Genomic DNA, 19,676 nt, shown 5'->3' on the forward strand with positions numbered 1-19,676 from the left:
AAGCCTGGCACACCAGCTCTTGAAACGTGGCGCTCTGATGACGGGGCCCTGGCGTTGGCGACAGACCACGGAACCGTTCATCAGTTCAAAGCTCGCCTCTATTCAACGTTGACTGCGCCCCAAAAAAAAGCCGCGCATTCGGCGCGGCTTGCAAGGGGTGGGGTGACGATCAGTTTGACGGAACGAGTTCAGCCTTGACCGTCGACGCGCCGCTGGTACCGCTGGTTGCAATCAAGACGAGCGATGCATTTTCCGGCCACAGGATCCGCACCGATTTTCCATCGACCAGGTCCCAGGTGTCGTGCGTGAACGTGTCACCGGATTTGACTTGCAGGCGCAGCTTGGCGCCGCCGGTGGCGCTGACCGTCAAGTTCAGATAGGTGCCGGCCTGCGGCTTGGCCCATTTGACCGGTGTCAGACCAGTGTTATTGGCGTTCACGTAAACCGTCTTGGTCGTTGTTGCAGCGAACGAGAACTTCTGGGTGATCGGGTCGTAATCGCCCGTGCCAGTGCCGGACTGCCGGTACCAGCCCCCGCGCATTGACAGGATGTTCATGCTCTGAGGCACATTCCTTGCCGCAATCATGTCGCCGTTGCCGTCGATCCAGGACTGCGCCGAGGTCACCTGACGCAGGCCCGCACGGATCTTGTCGAGCTGGTCGGCAACATTGTTGTCCCAGCCTTTTGGCATCAGGTTGAAACCAGCATCGTTTTCGACATAAATCACGAATGGCGTACCCGTATTGCGGTCGACGACATAGGCACCGTACAACTTGAGTGTTTCAACGATCTTGCGCAGGTCAGGGTTGGCGATCGCACTGCTGTCGAAGCTTGGTGGCAGCATCATCAGCGAGCCTTGCGGGATGGCGCCGGTATTGGCCGCTGCCGAATTGTCCGCTGCCGTTGCCGGGAACACATAGGCAGGCGTGCCGTCACCGTTGGCCAGACCGTTGAAGGTCAATGACATGGCGAGCGCGTGAGGATAGGCGGCAAGGCCGTCCTTGATTTCATGCTTGCGGATCAGACCGGCAGAAGCGGGAATCCCGACCGCGCGTGCTCCCTGGTAATAGTGCGAAGGATCGCCCCAGCCAGTCCCGCCCAGCTTGCTCCACGAGTACATTGCGGCAGTCCAGCGGCCATTCTGCTGCTTGAGCTGCCAGAACGAATGGACGATGTTCGTGACCGGATCGACGATATCGGCGTGACCGTCCGTGCCAGAGGCCGGCAATACGGATGCCGGCCAGCGAGGCAGGGTGATGACGCGATTGCTGCCGCTGTCAGGATCAGCGACACCGACGGTGTTCGTGGCGGTCGATCCCGGGCCGACAACCGTCATCGGTGCGTCGGTCGCCGTGGCAAGGAAGACGCCGGTTGAATACGCGCCGGACGCGACGGTTGGAAAATAGCTGGACTTCGGAATCACGAAGGTGCCGAACACCGGGTTGAGCGGGCGCGAGTTCCACAGTGAGTTGGCTGCGTACGGGCGCAGATACGTGCCAAAGACGCCGTCGCCGGTGCTCGATGGCGTCGTCTGCCCCAGGGTCGGGTTCGACGAGGGCAACGCGGACGGGGTTGCCGAAGACGGTTCCGGCTGGCTCACCGAGCTTGCATCGGGCGACGTAAGACCGGGCACGACCGATTCGGTCGCTGGCAGATTGGCGCTGGCCGTTGGTGCGGTCGACACCGGCGACGGGTTGGAGGCGCCGCCGCTGCTGGCGGTGGGCACTGTCACTGCTGGCGTGGGGGCAACGACATTCGATACGCCCAGGGCAGCGTTTGCTGAATTGGTGTCGGCGCCACCGCCGCCGCCGCAAGCTGCCAGCGATGTGCAAAGCAGCGTGGAAACGACCTGCACGGTGACCGTGCGTGAAAAGAGTGTCATATCGGTATCTTCAATATCAGGGAGGATCGGATGCGTATCAGGCTCTTCTCTCTCAGCCTGTCAGATGCCATGAATATTACTGCAGGGAAAAGAATTCCACACGGCAAATAAAAGTTATATGCACTAATTTTGGGTATTTGCAACAGAAGATTGCCCTTCTTGCTATGGGCATTAAAAAAGTGATACCGCCTGACGTTGTCGAATTGAAATGCGAAACTTAAAGCAATTGTTTTTCTTTAAATGGAGAGTTGGCGATGTGTCTTTACTGCAAAGAAAAACTCGACGTGTATTTACCTGGAGAAAGGTATTAACAGTATTGACAGCGCTGCCGAATTAAATCGCTCGTGCCAATCAATTCAATCGGCAAGAATGACAATGGCTTGAAAGTATTTGGTGCGCGCGCCAGGCGCGCTGTCCGCTGGCACGGCGAGAAACGCGGTAAGATGTTGAAGTTACAACAAACATGAGGCGGTCGGGGCTGGCCCGGCCGTGAGGAAAATGATGTCTCACCCAAGAAAACCCAATGTGATCCTGATGTCGGCGACGATCACGCCATCGAAGGACATGCCCGGTTCAACACGCATGGACCCTGCGATCCGGATGAACGACTACATCGAAGCGCTGCGGTATTACGAGGCAGTCGCACCGGAAGTCGCTGATCGCATCGTGTTTCTCGAAAACTCGGACACCGATCTGACCCCATTGAAAAATGCGCTGCAGCGCAAGTCGTTCAAGAACGTGGAATTCATCAGCGTCAGTTCCGATTACCCGCCGTCACGCGGCAAGGGCTATGGCGAATTCAGGATGTTTGACGAAGGTCTGCTCGCCAGTCATGTCATCAAGCCGGATGATCACATCTGGAAGGTTACTGGCAGATTGAAGATTTTGAATATCGAGCAATTGATTTGCTCAGCGCCCGCCGATTACGAGGTGTATTGCGATCTGCGCGACGTGCCGCTCATCGGCGAGTCCCTGGGCGGTAATCTGTGGATGGAATTGCGGACATTTGCCTTCCGTCGCGACGCCTACGATCGCTATTTCCGGGGAGAGTTTTCCAAATCGTTCGTGCTCGAAAAGAAATTCTTTCAAACGATGAGTGAAGCGATGCAGACACCGGACGCGCAGATCATCCCGCGTTTCCGGGTGCAGCCCATCATCGATGGCTATTCAGGCTATTCGAATGCGAATTACCGCAGCACGGGTTACAGGGCAAAAGAAAAACTGCGGATGATCGCCCGCAAGATCGCGCCGGGACTCTGGTTGTAATCGAGCCTTTAATTACGTCACGGCAGTTTGACGAGCGCGGCCTTGACGGATGAGGGCCCACTGGCGCCGCTTGTCGCCGTGAGGGTGAATGTGGCGTCGGCAGGCCACACGAAGCGCCGTGATTGTCCGTTCGCGAGGTCCCGGGTGTCCTGCACCATCACGTTGTTGCTGCGCACCTGCAGCCGCAATGTGGCGCCGCCGCTTGCGCTGACCGAGAACTGGACGTGGGTGCCTGCTTGCGGCTTTGCCCATGTCACGGGCGTCATGCCGGCATTGCTTGCATTTATATACACGGTCTTGCCGGTCGCCGCCTCGAACGCCAGGTGCTGTTCGAGGGTGTCGTAGGCGGCGGAACCCGTACCCGATTGCCGTGACCATGGCCCCCGCATCGACAGCACGTTCATGTTCTGCTGCGCCTTGATTGCCGCAGTCGCCGTGTTCCCATTGCCGTCGAGCCAGCCCCGCACCGACGTCACCTGGCGCAAACCCGCACGGATCAGGTCGAGCTGGCTGGCGACCTCGTTGTCCCAGCCCCTGGGCATCAGGTTGAAGCCGGCGTCGTTCTCGGCGTAGATCACGAACGGCGTGCCGGTGTTGTAGTCGACGACATACGCGCCGTACACCTTGAGGGTCTCGACGATCTTCCTGAGGTCGGGACTGGTGATGGCGCTGCTGTCGAAGCCGGGCGGCAGCATCAGCAGCGCGCCTTGCGGGATGGCGCCGGTATTGGCGGCTGCCGTGTTATCGGCCGAGGTGGCGGGAAAGATATAGGCGGGACTCGTCACGCCGTTGGCCAGACCATTCTTGGTCAGCGACATGGCCAGCGCATGCCGATACGTGGCGCTTCCATCCTTGATCTCGTGCTTGCGGATCAGACCTGCCGACGCGGGAATGCCGACCGCGCGGGCGCCCTGATAATAGTGCGCGGGATCTCCCCAGCCATTGCCTGACAGCTTGCTCCACGAATAAAGGGCGGCGGTCCAGCGGCCATCTTTCTGTTTCAATTGCCAGAATGAGTGGATGATATTGGTCACCGGGTCGACGATGTCGGCATGTCCATCCGTGCCCGCAGCCGGCAACACACCCGCAGGCCAGCGCGGAATCGTGATGACCCGGCTGCCGTTGTTGTCGGGGTCGGCAACACCCACCGTGTTGCCGTCGGTGGAGCCCGGACCGACCACCGTCATCGGCTTGTCCGTTGCCGCTGCCAGGAAGACGCCGGTCGAATAGGCGCCCGATGCAACGGTCGGAAAGTAGCTCGACTTGGGAATGACGAAGTTGCCAAAGGTCGGGTTGAGCGGCCGCGCGTTCCACAAGGACGTGGCCGCGTAAGGGCGCAGATAATTGCCGAACGCGGCAGCGCGCGCACCCGCGTCCGGGGCCGTTCTTGCCGCGCTGGCCTGGACCACCGTGGCCGCGTGCACGGACGCCATGATGGCACTGCCCGCTTGCTGCACGGGCCGGTCGCCACCGGTGGCTGGCGCTGCGTGGGACAGGGTGGCCGACAGGTCAGCGGCGGAGCCAGCGCCGTCGCAGGCGGCGAGCGCCGTGCAGACCAGGGCCGGAAGCAGGCGCGGTATCAGCGCGTTGGGTAGGAATGTCATGATGCTCCAGTCAGAGTGCAGTCGTGCCCGGCGCAGTGCACACGCCGGGCAACGCCGGCCCGGTCAGACGGCAACGGGCGCCTTGATTCCCGGATGCGGGTCATAGCCGGTGATCTCGAAATCCTCGAAGCGGTAGTCGAACAGCGAGTCCGGCTTGCGCTTGATGACCAGTTGCGGCAGCGCGCGCATGTCGCGCGACAGTTGCAGGTCAACCTGGTCCATGTGGTTGGCGTACAGGTGGCAATCGCCGCCGGTCCAGATGAAGTCGCCGACTTCCAGGCCCGCCTGCTGGGCCATCATGTGGGTCAGGATCGCATACGAGGCGATATTGAATGGCACACCCAGGAAGATGTCGGCGCTGCGCTGGTACAGCTGGCACGACAGCTTGCCATCGGCCACGTAGAACTGGAACAACGCATGGCACGGCGGCAGCTTCATCGACGGCACGTCCGCCACGTTCCAGGCGGAGACGATCATGCGGCGCGAATCGGGCGTGGTGCGGATCTGCTCAAGCACCTGCGCGATCTGGTCGATGTGCTCGCCGGTGGGCGTCGGCCAGTTGCGCCACTGGTAACCGTACACCGGCCCCAGATTGCCATCGGCGTCGGCCCATTCGTCCCAGATCGACACGCCGTTTTCTTTCAGGTACGCGATATTGGTCGAACCCTGCAGGAACCAGATCAGTTCATGGATGATCGACTTCAGGTGTACTTTCTTGGTCGTCAGGAGCGGAAAGCCTTCCTGCAGATCAAAGCGCATCTGGTAGCCGAATACCGAGCGGGTGCCGGTGCCGGTGCGGTCGGTTTTGGTGGCACCATGCTGCTGGACATGGCGCATGAAGTCGAGATATTGGCGCATTGCGGATTGTGTGATGAAGTAACTAACAACCCGTCATTCTATCATCCGGTGCAAACGGGGTCGCTCGGGGCGCCGTGGCCGGTAGCCGGTAGCGCGGCCAAGCGGTCGGCAAAGCGCTGCAACGCCAGGCGCAGCGCGTCATCGGGCATCGCCAGCAGGTTGTCGCCCACGTAGATTTCGACGACGCTGGTGTCGGGCAGCGCGCCGTGCGCAGCGCGATTGTACATCCAGATACCATGCTCGGCCGCCAGCGCGTCGCGGATCGCCAGTGCATGATCGCGCGATACAGGCAGGTGCAGGTGCAGCATATTCGCCTGGGGCGCGGCCGGGTTCACGCGGATCGCCGGGTGCGCCCGCAGCGCGGCATACAAGTGCTGCGTGCGCCTGAAATAATCGGGCATGGCCGCCAGGCGCGCGTCGAAGTCCATTGCGGCGGCCACCACGTACGGTGAGCGGTGAATGACGTTGCCACCCTGGCGCCGGAACCATTCGGCGCAGCGTGCCACAAACTCGCTGCTGCCGGCCAGCATCGCGCCGCCCAGGCCACCGAGGCCCTTGTACAGCGAGACGTACACCGAATCGAAGCCGGCCGCGATTTGCGCCGCGCTGCGCCCGTAGCCGGCCGCCGCTTCCCACAGGCGTGCGCCGTCCATGTGCAGGTGGATGCCGCGCTCACGGCAGCCGCGCTTGATCGCCTCGAGTTCGTCCCATGACGAGAGCTGCCCGCCGATCTCGCGCATCGGGATCTCCAGGCCCACCGCGCCCAGGCGATCCGGCACGTCCAGAAGGTCGGCAGCCGTCCATGGCCGGTGCCGGTCGCCCACAGGCAGCGCCTGGAAGTGATCCAGTAACTGGTAGTTGGCACGCTCGTGCACGAAGATGTGCGAGGTCGGGTGCAGCGCCACCAGGCGGCTGGCGCGCTCAAGGCAGGCCAGGCGCAGCGCCGTCACCTGCGCCATCGTGCCGCTGACGCAAAACACGGCGGCCTCGAAGCCGAGCGTGGCCGCAACCTTGGCCTCAAACGATTGAATCAGGTCGCCATTGCCGTACACGTCGTGATCGATGTCGTGCTGTTCGCACCAGGCGGCCATCGCTGCAAAATGTTCGGCGGGACGGCGCTGGCGGTGGCCGGGGAAGATCGTGTGGCAGCGGCGCTGCAGGGCGGATTCTGACAAGAGGCACTCCGAAGGAACAGGAACGCTACTCTACACCGCGCCGGGCCGGCAAAGGAAGCACCCGGCCGGATGGCCGGGCGCAGAATGGTCAATCAGCTGTGGGCCAGCGCCGGGCGGCGTGGCGTCGCAGCAAGCGCATCGTGGCCGAGGCTCGGGCCGTCTTCGGCCAGGCGGAAGCTGCGCACCGACCGTGCCAGGGCATCGGCCTGCTCGTGCATCGCCTGCGCTGCGGCGCTGGCTTCTTCGACCAGCGCGGCGTTCTGCTGCGTGGTCGTGTCCATCTCGACAACGGCGCGGTTGATTTCCTCGATGCCCTGGGTCTGCTCCTGGCTGGCGTTGCTGATCTCGGCCATGATGGCGGTGACGCGCTGCACGCTCGTGAGCACTTCCTGCATCGTGGTGCCGGCTTGCGCGACCAGCGCGCTGCCGGCGCCGACTTCCTGGTTCGAGGCGTCGATCAGGCCCTTGATTTCCTTGGCCGCTGCCGCCGAGCGCTGTGCCAGATTGCGCACTTCGGACGCCACGACCGCGAAGCCGCGACCCTGTTCGCCGGCGCGCGCTGCTTCGACGGCCGCGTTCAGGGCCAGGATATTGGTCTGGAACGCGATGCCATCGATGACGCTCGTGATGTCCGAAATCTTGCGCGAGGCGACCGTGATCGAATCCATGCGGGCGACCACTTGCGAGACTGTGTCGCCGCCTTTTTGCGCGACGTTTGACGCGGTGCGGGCAAATTCATTCGCCTGGCGCGCATTGTCCGCGTTCTGGCGCACGGTCGTGGTCAGCTCGTCCATCGACGACGCCGTGGTCGCCAGGCTGGCAGCCTGTTCTTCAGTGCGGCTGCACAGGTCCAGGTTGCCGGTCGAGATCTGCTGCGAGGCAGCGGCAATGTGCTCGGCGCCGTCGCGCACCTTGCCGACCACGCCGGAGAGGCTCTCGCCGATGTCATTGATGGCAACGGTCAGACGGCCGATTTCGTCGTTGTTGCGGGTCGCGATCCGGGCGGTCAGGTCGCCGCCGGCGATGCGGCGGGCCACGTCTTCGACCGCTGCCAGCGGGCGCGTCACGGTCGAACGTACCAGCAGGTAGAGCAGCGTGGCCAGTACGGCCAGCGCGGCAATGCCGAACAGGATGAAGCGGTTGCGCAGTTGAGTAGCAGCGGCGGTGATCTCGTCGACATACGTGCCACCGGCGATAACCCAGTTCCAGTCCTTCATGTGCGTGTAGGCCGCGAATTTCTCGCGCGCGGCGGTATCGCCCGGGTTTTGCCAGTCGTAGCGGACCGTGCCTTCCTTTTTCTCGAGCATTTCCTTGACGAACTCGTGACCATTGGCCGATTTGCTGTCGAGGATATTCTTGCCTTCGCTCTTCGGGTGCACGATCAGGTCGCCGTAGGTCTTGCCTGGCGCTGCCGACAGCACGTAGAAGTAGCCGCTGTCGCCGACCTTGATCGCATTGATGCGTTCCTTGAGGAAGGCGATGTCCTTGCTGATGTTGACGCCCACGTAGAGCGCGCCGACGACCTTGCCGGCGGCGTCGCGCACCGGCTCGTACTGGGTGATGAACTGCTTGCCGAACAGCGTGGCCAGGCCGACGTAGGTGCGGCCTTCGCGCAGCGCGGCGTAGGCCGGCGTCGTCTTGTCCAGGGCCGTGCCGACAGCGCGCTCGCCATTTTCCTTCTTGACCGACGTGGTCACGCGCACGAAGTCGTCGCCGGCGACGGCGAACACGGTGGCGTTGGCGCCGGTACGCTCGGTAAAGCTGTCCGGTACGGCGAAGTCGAGGTTCAGTGGTTTGCCGTCCACGCTCAGTGTCGGCACCTGGCGACCGCCGATGTCCACGGTGGTGGCTTCGTCGAGCGTGTACGCGCCTGTCAGCCCGGAACTGAAGATGCGGCCGAAGCTGACGGCCTGGCTCGACACGGTTTTGTTGAACAGCTCGACGGTATTGGATACACCCTTGAGCTCACTCGCCACGCTTTGCATGGCGCGCTGTTCCAGCATGCTGGAGGTGGAGTGCGTGATCGTGGCGATCAGGACTGCGAGAATGACACCTGCCAGGGCGAATGTGACCACACTGATGCGGGTGCCGACATTCCAGCTGGCTAAACTATATTTTTGGTTGCTCATGATAGTTGAGTGATGATGGAAGGTATAACCCCGGATCATACTCGCCAATCTTTTCATGAGGCAACAATTAGTGACTTTTCGCAGTTTTCATTGTGCGTCAATGCAACGGAATGTGACATGAATTCACGGTTGGCTAACGCCCGGTCAGGCTGCCACGGGCGCGTGCGCCTGGAACTGCAGCGCAGCGAGGTTCGCATACACGCCGCGCAGCGCGACCAGTTCGTGGTGCGTGCCCGTCTCGACGATCCTGCCGCCATCGAGCACGACGATGCGGTCGGCGCGCTGCACGGTGGCCAGACGGTGGGCGATGATGATCGTGGTACGCCCGATCATGGCCGCTTCGAGTGCGCGCTGCACGAGGCGTTCGGATTCGGCGTCGAGCGCGCTGGTGGCTTCATCAAGCAGCAGCAGCGGTGGGTTCTTGAGCAATGCGCGCGCAATCGCGATGCGCTGGCGCTGGCCGCCCGACAGGCGCACGCCGCGCTCGCCCAGGAACGAGCGGTAGCCTTCCGGCAGGCGCTCGATGAATTCGTGGGCCGCCGCCATGCGCGCCGCCGCGATCACTTCGTCGTCGGTGGCGTCGGGGCGGCCGTAGCGGATGTTTTCCATCGCGTCGAGCGAGAACACGACCGTATCCTGCGGCACGATGCCGACCGCGCCCCGCAGCGTCTGCAGCGTCAGGTCGCGCACATCGACGCCGTCCAGGCGAATGCTGCCCGATTGCGGATCGTAAAAGCGCAGCAGCAGCTGGAACAGCGTGGTCTTGCCGGCGCCGGACGGGCCGACGACGGCCACCGTCTCGCCAGGCTGGATCTCGAGCGCCAGGTGCGACAGCGCCGCTTCCTGCAGGCGCGACGGATAGGCGAAGGTGACATTGTCGAGTGTGACGCGCGCGCCGTTGGCGGTGCGGGCAGGCAGGGCGGCCGGGTGGGGCGGGTCCTGAATGTCCGAGCGCGCGCCCAGCAGTTCGAGCAGGCGTTCGGTGGCGCCGGCGGCGCGCTGGGCGTCGCCCATCACTTCCGACAAGGCGCCGACCGAGCCGGCGACGATGCCGGCATACAGGATGAACTGCCCCAGCTCGCCCCCGGTCATGGTTCCGGCAATCACGGCGTGCGCGCCCAGCCACAGCACGAACACGATCGCGCCGAAGATCAGCACGATGGCCAGGAGCGTCAGCGTGGCCCGCGCGCGGATGCGGCGCATGGCGGTGGTGAACGCGCTTTCGACTTCGACGCCAAAGCGCCCGGCCTCGTAGCCTTCGCGCGTGAAGGCCTGCACGGTGGGCATGGCGTTGAGGATTTCACCGGCGACGGCCGAGGCATCGGCAATGCGGTCCTGCGAATCGCGCGACAGCTTGCGCACGCGGCGGCCGAACAGCACGATCGGCAGCACGACGAGCACCAGCAGGCCAAGAATGATCGACGTCAGGCGCGGGCTGGTGATGAACAGCATCACCAGGCCACCGATGAACAGCAGCGTATTGCGCAGGGCGAGCGAGATGCTGGTGCCGACGATCGCCTGGATCAGCGTCGTGTCGGTGGTCAGGCGCGACAGCACTTCGCCGGTGCGTGTGGTCTCGAAGAACTCGGGACTCTGGCGCACCACGTGGCCGTACACCGCGCTGCGGATGTCGGCCGTCACGCGCTCGCCGAGCCACGAGACCATGTAGAAGCGCGCAGCCGTGGCCACCGCCAGCACGGCGGCCACGCCGAACAGCGCCAGGAAGGTCGCGTTGACGTTCTCGATGCCGCGCGCGGTGGCCGACGCGCCGAAGCCCAGGTCGATCATCTGCTTGAACGCCGCCGGGATCGCCAGCGTGGCGCCGGCCGCGAACAGCAGCGCGATGCCGGCCAGGATGAACTGGCGCCGGTAGGGCGCCATGAACGGCGTCAAGCCCTTGAGGGTCGAGAGGCTGCTCTTGCGGGAACTGTCTGCGTCGGGGGAGGCGGTGGAGCTGGTGGTACGCGTCGTCATCGTGTCTTCGTGGGATTCTTATAATTTCATCGGCTGCACATAGCCGGTCATCTCGAGGTAGCCGCGGCCGACGCGGCGCCCGTTCTGCTGGATCGTGACCGCGCCTTCCCAGTACACGGCGCCCGTCGAGCGGCGCGAATCGAGTTCCTGGTCGTTCTGCAGCGGCGCGATCTGCCATACCTGGTCGCCGGTGGTGATCGTGGTGGCGATCGGGTAGGTCGCCTGCGTGCGCGGCGAGGTCCACAGCGTTTGCGGGGTAAACGTGATCTGCTCCGGCGCGTAGTGCGTGACCTTGCCCGCCTTGTCGCGCCGGGTGGCGTGCGCCCATAGTTTACCACCTTGCTTGTCGCGGATCTGGAAAGCCATCAGCGCGCCGCCGTCGTCAAGGTTGGCGCCGACCCAGTTCCAGCCCACGGCGTCGGGTTGCAGGGCTTCGCTCGACCATTCGTGATCGAGCCAGGCGCTGCCGGTGACCGCCGTGGCGGCCATGCCGGCGCGGCCCACGCTGCCCGTGACGGCCAGTTGCGGTTCGCTGTAATAGTAGCTGGCATGCTGCGCGCTGGGGCCCTTGCGCGAATAGCCGCCCTGGCCCTGCGCCAGCACCGGTTGCGTCGGGCGCAGGCGCAGTTCGAGCGTCAGCTGGTTCGAGCGGATGGTTACGCGGTAGGTGCCGTCCTGGTCGCGCACCATGCGCCAGTCGTCCAGTTTCAGGTCGGTGTTGCCGGGGCGGGCCCAGGCCAGACCAAAGCCTTCGCGCGCGCTGCGCTGGTCGTGCACGAGGCGCCCGACCGCCGGGTCGGACAGCGCCGCGTGGCCGATCACCAGCTGGCGCGGCGTGAAGTGGCTGGGATTGGCGCCGTCGGCACCCGTGCGGCTGCGAAAGAACGTGACCTGAAACCCCAGCGGGCGCTTGTCGGGCGTTTCGACCCAGCCGGTGACGTACCACCATTCGGTGCGAAACTCGGGATGGGCGCCATAGTCGCGCGGGAACGCCAGCGCCGCACCGGGCGTGACGGGGGCAAACACGGGCGCTTCGGCGCGCGCTGGCAGCGCCAGCAACGTCAACATCGACAGCAGTACACCCAGGATGAAACGCATTACCAATCCTCTCTGACAGCGCGCACCGGCCCGCCCGACAGGGCCTGACGGCCCGACACGAGCGCGGTGGCGACGGACGCGGCGACCAGTACCGCGGCCACGCTGCCCAGCAATGGCCAGGGCAGGTGCAGGCCCATGGTCCAGTGGAACGACTGCGGGTTGATCACGAAAACCAGGATCAGGCTGATGGTCAGCCCGAGCACGAAACCGGCGATGACGCCCAGGCCGGTGAGCAGGCCGCCTTCGAAGGCGAGCAGCTGCAGGACCTGGCGCCGCGTGACGCCGACGTGGCGCAGCATACCGAATTCTCGCGCCCGTGCCAAAGTCTGCGCCGAAAAACTGGCGGCGATGCCCGATAGTCCGATGGCGATCGCGATCGCCTCCAGCAAGTACGTGACTGCGAAACTGCGGTCGAAAATCTTCAGGCTCGCGGCGCGGATGTCGCCCGGGCGCATGAAGGTGAGCGCCGCGCCAAACGGCAGCGCGCGCAAACGGGTTTCCAGCGCGGCCGCGTCGACCCCGTCGCTGGTCCACAGCGCGGCGTCGGTGACATCGCCTTCGCCGGTCAGCTTGCGGTAGTCAGCCAGCTGGATGACGACCGAGCCGCTCTGGTTCGCGTAATCGCGCCAGGCGCCGGCCACAAAGAACGGCGTCTCTACGCCGCCCAGCGGCAGGCGCAGCGTCTGGCCGACGCGCGCGCCGTACAGGTCCAGCAGCGCCTCGGACACCCAGGCGGGCCGCGCGCCGGCAGGAATCGGCGCGCCGGCGCCCACCAGATACAACAGGCGTGCCGGATCGCGCACGTCGATGTCGCGCGCGATGACGACGACGGGCGGGCGCTCGGGCGCCAGCGACACGCGCCGCGTGCGCAGGAACTGGATCTGCTGCACGCCGGGCAGCGCCGTCAAGGCGGCCTGCTGCGCCGGGCTCAAATAACCGGTGCCGCCGGCATCCACCGTGCGCACATACAGGTCGGCCGGCAGGATGTGGCCCATCCAGTCGTCGACCGAGACCCGGAAGCTCGACACCATGATCCCCATTGCCACCATCAGGCTGAAACTGGCCAGGATCCCGCCCAGCGCGATCGAGGCCTGGCCCGGCGCATTGGCCAGGCGCCCCAGTGACAGCGCCAGCACGGGCAGCGGATGCCGTTTTTTCGCCAGCAAGCCTTCGAGCGCGCGGAACGTGACGGCGGCAAAGCGCGGCATCAGGCCGATGCCGCCGACAAGCAGCAGCGCGATCGCCAGGTAGCCGAACAGCGGCAGCTCGAACACGGGCGGCGCGAACGCGAACAGCGCGGCGATCGTCAGGCACGCGAGCGATGGCCAGACGCGCGCCAGGCGCGACAGCGGCGCTTCGTCGGCGCCGGACTTGATCGCCACCGCCGGCCGCGCGCGCGCCGCTTCCCACGCGGGCGCCAGACAACCGAGCAAGGCCACGCCCAGGCCCAGGCCGAAGAAGACGATGGCCGCACCGGGCGTGAACGCCACTTGCGGACGGATGCCCGGGAAGTAGCCGGCGCCCAGGTCGCCGCCAAAATAATGGAGGGCTGTCGCGGCCAGCGCATAGCCGGCGCCGATCCCCAGCAGGCTGCCGGCCACGCCCAGGCTCGCGCCTTCGAGCAACACCTGGCGCAGCAACTGGCCCCGTTCGAAGCCCAGCACGCGCAGCAGCGCAAACTGGCTGCGCCGGCGCATGACTGACAGCGCCTGGGTCGAGAACACGAGGAACGCGCCTGTGAACAGTGCGACCAGCGCCAGCACCGTCAGATTGACGCGGTAGGCGCGGCTCATGTTCTCGGTGCGGCTTTCCTGGTCGGCGTCGTTCGGCTGGCCGACCGTGAAGCGCCCCGGCCAGGTGCGTTCGAGATCGGCCGTCAATGCGCGCTGGAACGCCGCGCGGTCAACGCCGCTGCGCAGCTTGAGGTCCACGCGTGAAAGCTTGCCGACGCGTTCGAGGCGCCACTGCAGTGCACCGATGTCCATCACCGCCAGGCGCTGGCCGCTGCGGGCCCGCTGCACGGGGCCGGCCACGCGCAGCGTGATGACGCCGGTGCCCGCGCGCAGATTCAGTGTGTCGCCGCGCCGCTTGCCCAGCCACGCTTCGGCCGCCGGCGACAGGAACAGCGCATCGTCGGCCAGTACGTCCAGCATGCGGCCGTCGCCCGGCACGCCGGTCAGGTCGGGCGAGATGAAGCCGGCGCGAAAGGCATCAATGCCGATGATGCGCAGCGGCGTGTCCTGGCCCGGCACGCCGGCCTGCACTTCGAGAATGGGGGCGGCCACCGCAACGTCCGGGTGGCTGGCCAGCTGCGGGTACACTGCTTCATCGAACAGCAGCTCGCGCCCCTGAACCTGGATGTCGGCCTGGCCCGACAGGCTCTTGACGGCAGCCGAGAATTCATTGAAGGCAGCGGCGTTGATCAGATGGATGGCAAAGCCCATCGACACGCCGACGGCAATCGCCGCAATCGCCACCAGCGCGCGCACCGGGTGCGCGCGCCACTCGCCGAGCAGCAACCAGCGCGTGAGGCGGCTCAACCCGGGCATTCGACCGCCAGTGTTTCGGCCATGCGGCGCGCCTTGATGGGGGCGATGGTTTTTGCCGCATCGCTGCTCTTCGCCAGGTCTTCGTCAGCCCAGCGTGCCTGCAGACGCAGCTTGTCGCAGCGCTTGCGCAAGGCCAGCGCGGCGCGCGCGGTGCGCTCGAATTCATGCGCGTCACGCGCAGCCTGCGCGGTACGTGCCCCATCGATGGTCGCCAGTGCGGTGCGGGCGGCAGCGAGGCGCGCGGCCTGCACCGGATCGGGCATCGGGGCGGGAGGCAGCGCGAGCGGCGTGCCGGCGCCAGGGCAGGGGCGGTCGGCGTAGCTCACGTGCGCTCCGTCATGACATTTGTAGACCACGCCGGCCATGGCCAGCCGGCACATGGCGCAGCACGTCGCACACAATACAAAACACCACAGGCAACGCATGGCAGGCTCCCGGTCATAGTATTTTCCCGGGATTCATGATGCCCAGCGGGTCGAGCGCGGCTTTGATGGCACGCATCATGCCAAGTTCGACCGGCGACTTGGTGCGCGCCAGCTCGTCGCGTTTCAGCGCGCCAATCCCGTGCTCGGCCGAGATCGAGCCGGCAAACGCGACCACCGCGTCATGCACGATGCGGTTCACCGCATCCTGCTGCAGCAGGAAAGTGTCGTGCGCGACGCCCGGCGGCGGCGCGACGTTGTAATGCAGGTTGCCATCGCCCAGGTGGCCGAACGTGACCAGCACGCAGCCCGGGAACGCCCGGTCGAGCGCAGCGTCGGTGTGCGCGATGAAATCCGGGATGGTCGAGACCGGCAACGAGATATCGTGCTTGATGTTCTTGCCAGCCGCCGCCTGTGCCAATGGGATGTGTTCCCGCAGGCGCCACAGGCCAAGCGCTTGCTGGCTGGACGTGGCCACGACGGCGTCGCGTGCGATGCCGTCTTCCAGGGCGGCGCCGATGCTTGATTCGAGCAGCGCCAGCGCATGCGCTTCGGATTCATTGCTCGACAATTCCACGAGCGCATACTGCGGATGGCGCGTGGCGAACGGTTGTGGCACGGCAGGGAACTGTTGCGCGACCAGGTCCAGGCAGACGGCGGACATCAGCTCGAAACCCGTCAGCGCCGCACCGCAACGCGCCTGCAGCAGGTTCAGCAGCGCCAGCGCCTGGCGCGGCGAGTCCAGCGCGACGAGGGCCGTGAGCATGCCGCGCGGCGCCGGAAACAGTTTCAGGACTGCCGCTGTGATGATGCCCAGCGTGCCTTCGGCCCCGATGAACAGGTCGCGCAGCGCGTAGCCCGTGTTGTCCTTGCGCAGGCCGCGCAACCCATCCCACACAGTGCCCTGGGCATTGACGACTTCCAGACCCAGGCACAGGTCGCGCGTGTTCCCGTAACGCAGGACGGCGGTGCCGCCGGCATTGGTCGACAGGTTGCCGCCAATCGTGCACGACCCCTCGGCGGCCAGCGACAGCGGATACAGCATGCCAGCCGCGGCCGCCGCAGCCTGGATATCGGCCAGGATGCAGCCGGCCTCGACCGTCATGGTGCGGTTGGCCGGGTCGATCGCGCGGATGCGGTTCAGGCGGCGCAGCGACAGCACGATGGCGTCACCCGACCTGTCGGGCACGCTGCCCATGACCAAGCCCGTGCGGCCGCCTTGCGGGACGATGGGGACACCGGCAGTGGCGCACAGGCGCACGACGGCGGCCACCTGATCGGTGTCCAGCGGCAGCACGACGGCGCGTGCGCGGCCACTGTAGCGGCCGCGCCAGTCGGCCAGGTAGCTCGCCATGTCAACGCTGTCCGTGATGACGTGATCGACGCCCACGACGGAGCGCAGCCCTTGCAGAAAGGCGGCCGCTGACTGGTCAACCATGCGGTACTTTGACCTTGTCCAGCAATTCCTTGGCCATGCGCTGTGCTTCCTTCTTGAACGGACGCAGATACAGCAGGGCGCAGAGGTAGAACACGACCACCAGCACGACTTCACCGATGGCCATCTGGCGCGACAGCGGGTTCGTGTCGGCCCAGGCCCGCACGGCGCCTTCGGCAAAGTAAATCAGGATCAGCATCGACGACCATTGCAGCGTGTACAGGTCGCGCTTGATCACGCCGCGCAGCGGCAGCAGCAATGGCAGCGCTTTCAGTGCCAGCAGCCAGCTGCCCGGCTGGAGCGGTGCGACGAACGCTTCCCACGCCACCAGCCAGCCGATCAGCCAGACCAGGCTGAGTACCGCGCCGATATGAAAGACTCTGCCTTTGCCCATTATTGACCTTCGTGCAGTTTGAGCGCCGCGGTTGCCAGGCGGCGACCGAGCGCGATCGACAAGGCGCGCTCGTCCTCGGTGATGGCGCGCTTGCCATCGACGCCGGCCCAGTGGGTGGCGCCATACGGGCTGCCACCGCTGGCGGTGTTCATCAGTTCGGGGTGCGTGTACGGCAAGCCCATCACGAGCATGCCGTGGTGCAGCAGGGGAATCATCATCGACAGCAGTGTTGCTTCCTGCCCGCCGTGCAGGCTGCCGGTGGACGTGAACACGACAGCCGGCTTGCCCGACAGCGTGCCATTGACCCACTCGGCGGCGGTGCCGTCAAGGAAGTACTTCATGCTCGAGGCCATATTGCCAAAGCGCGTGGGCGAGCCCAGCGCGAGGCCCGCGCATTCGGCCAGATCGGCCGCCTCGACATACGGCGCGCCATCTTCGGGAATCGATGGGGCGGTCGCCTCGGCTACCGACGATACCGCCGGCACGGTGCGCAGGCGCGCCTCGGCGCCAGGGACGCTGTCGATGCCCTGGGCGATCAGTTCTGCCAGCTTGCGCGTGGCGCCGTGGCGGGAGTAGTACAAAACCAGGATGCTCAAAGGGTTCGTGTTCATCCTTGGTATTATAGTGCGCTTTGTTGAAGTGACATGCCCGGGTTGACGCCCAATTCGTGGCCTGAATCGGGTATTTCCATGGCCATGCCGAACCAACCGCCGCAGCATCCTTCCCACACCGTTACCGACAGCGCCGACGGCAGCCTCGAACGTAGCCTGACCCGGGCCGAAGCCAAGGATCTGGTGCGCTTTGCGCTGCGCCGGCTGCGCGAAGAGCGCCTGCCGCAGGTCGCCGGCAGCCTGACGTTTACGACCACGCTGGCGCTGGTGCCGCTGCTCACGATCGTGCTGGCTATTTTTACGATGTTCCCGGCATTCGGCCAGGTGCGCACGATGGTCGATGCCTGGTTCGTGCAGAACCTGATGCCGCCGGCCATTGCCAGCACGATCAGCGGCAACCTGACGCAGTTTGCCAGCAAGGCCAAGGGCCTGTCGGCGCTGGGCGCCGTGGCGCTGCTGTTTACGACGGCCGCGACGATGAGCCTGATCGAGCGGGTCTTCAACCAGATCTGGGGCGTGCGCCAGCCGCGGCCTTGGACCCAGCGCCTGCTGGTGTACTGGGCCCTGATCACGCTGGGGCCGATCCTGTTCGGCGCGTCGCTCAGTTTCACGTCGCAGCTGGTGGACGTCACGGGCGGGCTGGAGCGCGACGCCGGCGTGCTGGCCACGCTGGCCTTCACCCTCGCCTCGATTGCCGCGACGACAGGTGGCTACACGCTGCTGTACGTGGCGGTGCCGAATCGCCATGTCGCCTGGCGCGACGCCTTCTGGGGCGCGCTCGCCGCCGCGGTCGCGTTCGAAGTTGCCAAGCGCGTGTTTGGCCTGTTCATCCGTCAGTTTCCGACCTACGCGATCATCTATGGCGCGCTGGCCGCGCTGCCGTTGTTCCTGGTCTGGATCTATGTGACCTGGATGATCACGCTGGTCGGCGCCTTGCTGACGGCGGCGCTGCCGGTCGTCAAATACGAACGCTGGTGGTACCAGGCCGCGCCCGGCGGCGCCTTCGTCGACGCGATGTCGGTGCTGAAGGTCTTGCACGGCAGCGCCAAGCTCAGTGGCACGTCGCTCGTGTCCGGCAGCACCATCCGCCACCACACGCGCATCGGTTACAACGAACTGGCGCGCCTGCTGCACCGCATGGTGGCCGAAGGCTGGGTCGGGCGCGTGCACGACCAGGCGCCGGCGAAGATCAGCTGGCGCCACACCAAGCGCGCCAGCCAGGAACATTGGGTGCTGCTGGCCGACCCGGATACGCTGCGCCTGGCCGACGTGTACCGCTTGTTTGTGTTCGACTTCGCGGTGGAGGAGGCCGTGCAGCGCGAAGAAGAGGCCAGCCCCGATACCGCCCTGTCGCTCGACACCGGCGCGCTGGCGCGCCGGGTCGAAGAGGCGGTCGAGGCCGGGCTGGGCGAAACCCTGCGCGAGCATTTTGGCGACGCCGGGGACGCCAATGCCGACGCCGATGTGGTCGCCGCGCCGGTCAGCTGATCGGTCGTTCAGCCTGCGCCAGCAGCGCGTTCGATACCGCCTCGGGCGCTTCCTGCATCATCGCGTGGCCCGTATCGACTGTGACGATGGTTGCATGGGCAATCGCGTCAGTCAGTGCGCCAGCCTTGCGCGGCGGCGTCATCTTGTCCTGCGTGCCCTGCACGAACACGACCGGGCAGGTGATTGCCGCCGCGGCCGTCAGGCCGTTGCCGTACGCATTGCACGCGGCCAGATCGGTGTGCAGCAGCGGCTCACTGCTGCCGGCTGCCAGCCGCCGCATCATGTCACGCGCGGCGTCGGCAACCGACGGGGCGCTTGATGCCGCGTGCGACCAGGTCACGACCATGTCGATGGCGGCCTGCTGATCTTCCAGCGCCGTGGCAAGCAGGGCGTCGGCCACCTTCATCGGGAACGTGGCGCCCAGCAGGGCCAGGCCAGCGGCGCGCTGCGGCGCCCGGGACGCCGCTTCCAGCACGACCAGCGAACCCATGCTGTGACCGGCCAGCAGCGCACGTTTGATGCCCGCCGCATCGAGCAGGGCGATCAGCCAGTCGGCCAGCGCCTCCACCGAGCGCAGGGCCGGCCCGCTGCTATGCCCGTGGCCCGGCAGGTCGGGCGCCAGCACGGCAAACCCGCGCGCGCCCAGCGCCTGGATTTGCGGCGCCCACACCGCGTGGTCGTTCAGGGCGCCGTGTACCAGCACCACCGTTGGCAGCGCCGGGTCGAACGGGTTGTCGCCGGTATGGCAAAAGGCGCTGTACCCATCGATCGTGAGTTGCATGTCAGATAGC

The 19,676-nt window shown here is 65.6% G+C and carries 15 protein-coding genes; 2 read left to right on the top strand and 13 right to left on the bottom strand.

The genetic code is table 11. The annotated features are described in order from the left end of the window. Positions 1–169: 169 nt before the first annotated feature. Positions 170–1,882 (bottom strand): Atrophin-1 multi-domain protein, encoded by a 1,713-nt coding sequence (locus AC56LH_RS07035; protein ID WP_499645158.1) that lies wholly within the window; start codon positions 1,880–1,882, stop codon positions 170–172. A gap of 498 nt (positions 1,883–2,380) precedes the next feature. Here AC56LH_RS07035 and AC56LH_RS07040 point away from each other — a divergent pair, with 498 nt between their 5' ends. After that, positions 2,381–3,148 (top strand): hypothetical protein, encoded by a 768-nt coding sequence (locus AC56LH_RS07040; RefSeq protein ID WP_499645160.1) that lies wholly within the window; start codon positions 2,381–2,383, stop codon positions 3,146–3,148. Positions 3,149–3,165: 17 nt separating this feature from the next. Here the strand turns inward: AC56LH_RS07040 and AC56LH_RS07045 are convergent, their stop codons facing one another. From AC56LH_RS07045 to wrbA, 11 genes are all read right to left on the bottom strand, one after another. Further along, the gene (locus tag AC56LH_RS07045) at positions 3,166–4,752 is read right to left on the bottom strand and encodes a peptidase associated/transthyretin-like domain-containing protein (protein WP_499645162.1); all 1,587 of its coding nucleotides are present in this window, start codon (positions 4,750–4,752) and stop codon (positions 3,166–3,168) included. A gap of 63 nt (positions 4,753–4,815) precedes the next feature. Then, positions 4,816–5,610: a thymidylate synthase gene (locus AC56LH_RS07050; protein WP_499645164.1), complete on the bottom strand. Its 795-nt coding sequence runs from the start codon at positions 5,608–5,610 to the stop codon at positions 4,816–4,818. Positions 5,611–5,651: 41 nt separating this feature from the next. Further along, entirely contained in the window at positions 5,652–6,785 is a 1,134-nt protein-coding gene (locus AC56LH_RS07055; protein WP_499645166.1) for a threonine aldolase family protein, read from the bottom strand. Between the two features lie 92 nt (positions 6,786–6,877). Continuing rightward, positions 6,878–8,914 (bottom strand): methyl-accepting chemotaxis protein, encoded by a 2,037-nt coding sequence (locus AC56LH_RS07060; RefSeq protein ID WP_499645168.1) that lies wholly within the window; start codon positions 8,912–8,914, stop codon positions 6,878–6,880. Between the two features lie 144 nt (positions 8,915–9,058). After that, complete coding sequence (locus AC56LH_RS07065) at positions 9,059–10,888, bottom strand: ABC transporter transmembrane domain-containing protein (protein WP_499645170.1); 1,830 nt, start codon at positions 10,886–10,888, stop codon at positions 9,059–9,061. A gap of 18 nt (positions 10,889–10,906) precedes the next feature. Further along, complete coding sequence (locus AC56LH_RS07070; RefSeq protein ID WP_499645172.1) at positions 10,907–11,986, bottom strand: lipocalin-like domain-containing protein; 1,080 nt, start codon at positions 11,984–11,986, stop codon at positions 10,907–10,909. Continuing rightward, positions 11,986–14,535: an FtsX-like permease family protein gene (locus AC56LH_RS07075; RefSeq protein ID WP_499645174.1), complete on the bottom strand. Its 2,550-nt coding sequence runs from the start codon at positions 14,533–14,535 to the stop codon at positions 11,986–11,988. Before AC56LH_RS07075 ends, AC56LH_RS07070 begins: the two co-directional genes overlap by 1 nt. Continuing rightward, positions 14,523–14,861, bottom strand: a complete 339-nt coding sequence (locus AC56LH_RS07080; RefSeq protein ID WP_499645176.1) for a DUF4124 domain-containing protein — start codon at positions 14,859–14,861, stop codon at positions 14,523–14,525. Before AC56LH_RS07080 ends, AC56LH_RS07075 begins: the two co-directional genes overlap by 13 nt. Before the next feature lie 112 nt (positions 14,862–14,973). Continuing rightward, a complete protein-coding gene (locus AC56LH_RS07085) occupies positions 14,974–16,395 on the bottom strand; it encodes an FAD-binding oxidoreductase (RefSeq protein ID WP_499645178.1) in 1,422 nt (473 codons plus the stop codon). Further along, a complete protein-coding gene (locus AC56LH_RS07090) occupies positions 16,388–16,786 on the bottom strand; it encodes a DUF2069 domain-containing protein (protein WP_499645180.1) in 399 nt (132 codons plus the stop codon). Before AC56LH_RS07090 ends, AC56LH_RS07085 begins: the two co-directional genes overlap by 8 nt. Next, positions 16,786–17,397 carry an NAD(P)H:quinone oxidoreductase gene (gene wrbA / locus AC56LH_RS07095; RefSeq protein WP_499645182.1) on the bottom strand — a complete coding sequence of 204 codons (612 nt, stop codon included), beginning with the start codon at positions 17,395–17,397 and terminating at the stop codon, positions 16,786–16,788. The genes AC56LH_RS07090 and wrbA overlap by 1 nt, the downstream gene beginning before the upstream one ends. Positions 17,398–17,475: 78 nt before the next feature. On the opposite strand from wrbA, the gene AC56LH_RS07100 reads away from it, so the two are divergent. Beyond that, positions 17,476–18,885 (top strand): YihY family inner membrane protein, encoded by a 1,410-nt coding sequence (locus tag AC56LH_RS07100; RefSeq protein ID WP_499645183.1) that lies wholly within the window; start codon positions 17,476–17,478, stop codon positions 18,883–18,885. On the opposite strand, the gene AC56LH_RS07105 is transcribed toward AC56LH_RS07100, so the two are convergent. Next, positions 18,878–19,666 (bottom strand): alpha/beta fold hydrolase, encoded by a 789-nt coding sequence (locus tag AC56LH_RS07105; RefSeq protein ID WP_499645185.1) that lies wholly within the window; start codon positions 19,664–19,666, stop codon positions 18,878–18,880. The genes AC56LH_RS07100 and AC56LH_RS07105 overlap by 8 nt on opposite strands. Positions 19,667–19,676: the final 10 nt, after the last annotated feature.

Source organism: Telluria sp. LT1R51-2, assembly GCF_059685775.1.